This window comes from Thermoflexus sp. (assembly GCF_034432235.1).
Classification (GTDB): Bacteria; Chloroflexota; Anaerolineae; order Thermoflexales; family Thermoflexaceae; genus Thermoflexus.
This window is the reverse complement of record NZ_DAOUCJ010000045.1, coordinates 1-2896: the sequence shown is the minus strand read 5'-3', so window position 1 is coordinate 2896 and position 2896 is coordinate 1. Positions and strand designations below refer to the sequence as shown.

The window sequence follows — 2896 nt, the reverse complement described above, 5'->3', positions numbered from 1 at the left end:
TGCGGGAGAAGATGGGGGTGTATGTGGCGAACGGGGCGCGGCTGGGGGTGCTGATTGATCCTTATGGGCGGGTGGTGGAGGTGTATCGGCCGGGGGGGCGGGTGGAGCGGTATGAGGGGGTGGAGGCGGTGTCCCTGGACCCGGAGCTTCCGGGCTTTGTGCTGGAGCTGGGGCCGGTGTTCGCATAAAGGAGGTGGGGGATGATGGGGATCCGGCTGGACCTGCTGCATCGGGTGACGGATGAGGAGCTGCGGGAGCTGTCGGAGCGGAACCCGGGGTATCAATTCGAGCGCACCGCGGACGGGAGGCTGATCGTGACCCCCACAGGCCTGGAGAGCGGACGGCGCAGCGGGGAGGTTTTCGGGCAGCTTCGGGAATGGAATCGCCGCACCCGACTGGGGGTGGTGTTTGATTCCTCGACGGGTTTTCGGCTTCCGGACGGCTCGCTGTTTTCCCCGGATGCTTCGTGGGTATCGCGGGAGCGGTGGGAGAGGTTGAGCCCGGAGGAGCGGGAGGGGTTTGTTCCTTTCTGTCCGGATGTGGTGTTTGAGGTGCGGTCGGCGTCGCAGGGGGTGGGGGAGTTGCGGGAGAAGATGGGGGTGTATGTGGCGAACGGGGCGCGGCTGGGGGTGCTGATTGATCCTTATGGGCGGGTGGTGGAGGTGTATCGGCCGGGGGGACGGGTGGAGCGGTATGAGGGGGTGGAGGTGGTGTCCCTGGACCCGGAGCTTCCGGGCTTTGTGCTGGAGCTGGGATCGATCTTTGCGTAGGTCCCGATCGGCGATCCGCAGGCAGCGCTTCCGTGAAGAGGCGCCCGTCTGCGCTCCCATCGGACGGCCTAGGCAGATCGTCACAGGAAGAGAGAGAGGAGCCGCTCCACGAGGGTGCGCGGGGAAAGCCGCCTCCGGAGGCGGAGCCAGCGATCCCGCCACAATGGGCCCGGGGAGAGATCCGCCAGGGTGCGCACGCGCAGCGCCCGACGGCAAATCCCGGGGGTCCAGCCGGGCGGGATGGGCGCTCGGATGGAGATGGTGCGCCGGGCCGGGAGATCGAAGAAGTTATCGCTGAAGATCACATCTGCGCCGGGCAGCTCCAGAGTGACGAAACGGGCCAGGGCCCGGGCTTGCAGAAGGATCTCCAGCTCGCCCCCGCGCTCGATCACCTCGACGGCGAGGCCGGGATCCGGGAAAGTGAGATCCTTCTCCGGCGCGAACAGGGCTACCCGGAGCGCCTGCAGTCGGTCATCTTCCCCCATCTCCGCTACGAAGGCCAGCGCCGGCCCATACCGGCGGAGGAAAGGACCTGCCTCCACGGTCCTCACCGGAGTGACCCGCAGGGGTGGCGCCTCTACCATCTCTTCCCCAGCATAGAGAACCTCCCCGAAGAACGTTTCCAGGGACCAGCGGATCGGGCCTTGCCAGGGATGGGCGGTGTCGTTGAGGACGAAGAGCACCACCCGCGCGCCCTGGACGTCCAGGGAAAGGGCGATGGGAGCGAAGAAGCGGCGGGCGGCGTAATGCAGGGCCTTCCAGCGGCCGTAAACGTCCATGCCGGACCATGAAATAGCAGGCCAGGCGTCATTGAGCTGCCAATAAAGGGCGCCGCCGCACCGCTCCCGATGACGGCGCCAGTGTTCCACCGCCTGACCGATCGCTTCCGCCTGGGCCACCTGGGTCAGCCAGGTCAGATCCTGGAAATCCCCTGGAATCCGAAAGCGCTCCATCAGATAGTCAAGCAGCCGCTCATTGCCGTTCGAGGAACGCTGCCGGCGACGGAGAGCCGGCCGCCGCAGATCCCACTCGCCCGGCGGGCCAAAAGCGATCAGCGTGCGGGGTGGGGGAAGGGATTGCACGCCGAACTCGCTGACGAAGCGAGGAATCCGGGCGCGATAGGCGGCTGTGGGCGCCCGGCCATGCCAGACGTGCCAGAGATGGGCATCTCCCCGTTCATCCCTATTGACCTCCTCCCGGAAGATGCCGGAGGAGGGGGAGCCCGGCCAGTAGGGGCGATCGGGATCGTCCGCGCGCACCCATTCGGGGAGCAGCTCATAGAAGAAGCGCTTGTGGACAGCGGCGAGGTGAGCCAGCGCCTTCGGGCGTCCTTTCCATTGCCAGCGCCAGAGCGGCCAGAGCATCTCGATCTCGTTATTGCCGCACCATAGGGCCAGAGAAGGATGGTGTCGCAGGCGCCGGACGTTCTCCCGCACCTCCGCTCGAACTTCCTCCAGGAACCCTGGCTCATCCAGGGGATAGAGCATGCAGGCGAAGGGAAAGTCCTGCCAGACCAGGATCCCGTGGCGATCGCACAGCGCATAAAACCGCTTATCCCCGTAGCCCCCGCCGCCCCAGACCCGCAGCATGTTCATCCCGGCCGCGGCGGCGCTCTGGACCAGATGGGCCAGCGTTTCCTCTTCCACCCATGGGCTCCGGGCGTCTGGGGGGACCAAATTGGCCCCCTTGGCCCAGACGGGGATGTTGTTAATCACGAAGACAAAGGACTCCCCCCAGCCGTCCCGCTCTCGGAAAAGGTCCAGGGTGCGCAGCCCGAGGATCTCGCGCCGGAGGTCCAGGAGGCGATCCCCGGCCCATAATCCGGCTTTGAGCTGATAGAGGGGCTGCGCTCCCAGCCCGCTGGGCCACCATAGAAGGGGACGCTCGATAGGGATTTCGATGGTGAGGCTCTCTTCCCGCAAGGGGAACTCCCAGCGGGAGACGTTGCCTTCCGGGTCCACTAGAGCAATCCGGAGCGAGAGGGGGAGATCCTGCCATCGCTCCACGTGGGCTCGCAGCATGAGGGTCACGCGCCCGTCGGCATGGCGCTGACGGATGTGCAGATCCTCGATGCGGGCGATGGAGAAACCCTCCAGGGCGACTGCCTGCCAGATCCCCAGGGTGGG

General features: G+C 66.5%; 3 protein-coding genes. 2 read left to right on the top strand and 1 reads right to left on the bottom strand.

Going from position 1 to position 2896, the window contains the following annotated elements:
- Both VAE54_RS05410 and VAE54_RS05405 read left to right on the top strand, forming a co-directional pair.
- Positions 1–188, top strand: a 188-nt coding sequence (locus tag VAE54_RS05410; protein WP_322800920.1) for a Uma2 family endonuclease, incomplete at its 5' end; no start/stop codon positions are given.
- A gap of 15 nt (positions 189–203) precedes the next feature.
- Entirely contained in the window at positions 204–770 is a 567-nt protein-coding gene (locus tag VAE54_RS05405; protein ID WP_416223775.1) for a Uma2 family endonuclease, read from the top strand.
- Between the two features lie 80 nt (positions 771–850).
- Here VAE54_RS05405 and VAE54_RS05400 read toward each other — a convergent pair.
- Positions 851–2896, bottom strand: a 2046-nt coding sequence (locus VAE54_RS05400; RefSeq protein WP_322800918.1) for a beta-mannosidase, incomplete at its 5' end; no start/stop codon positions are given.

Excerpts from the sequence above, each read along its gene's own strand:
- VAE54_RS05405 (WP_416223775.1), top strand. The coding sequence starts at position 204 with ATGGGGATCCGGCTGGACCTGCTGCATCGGGTGACGGATGAGGAGCTG.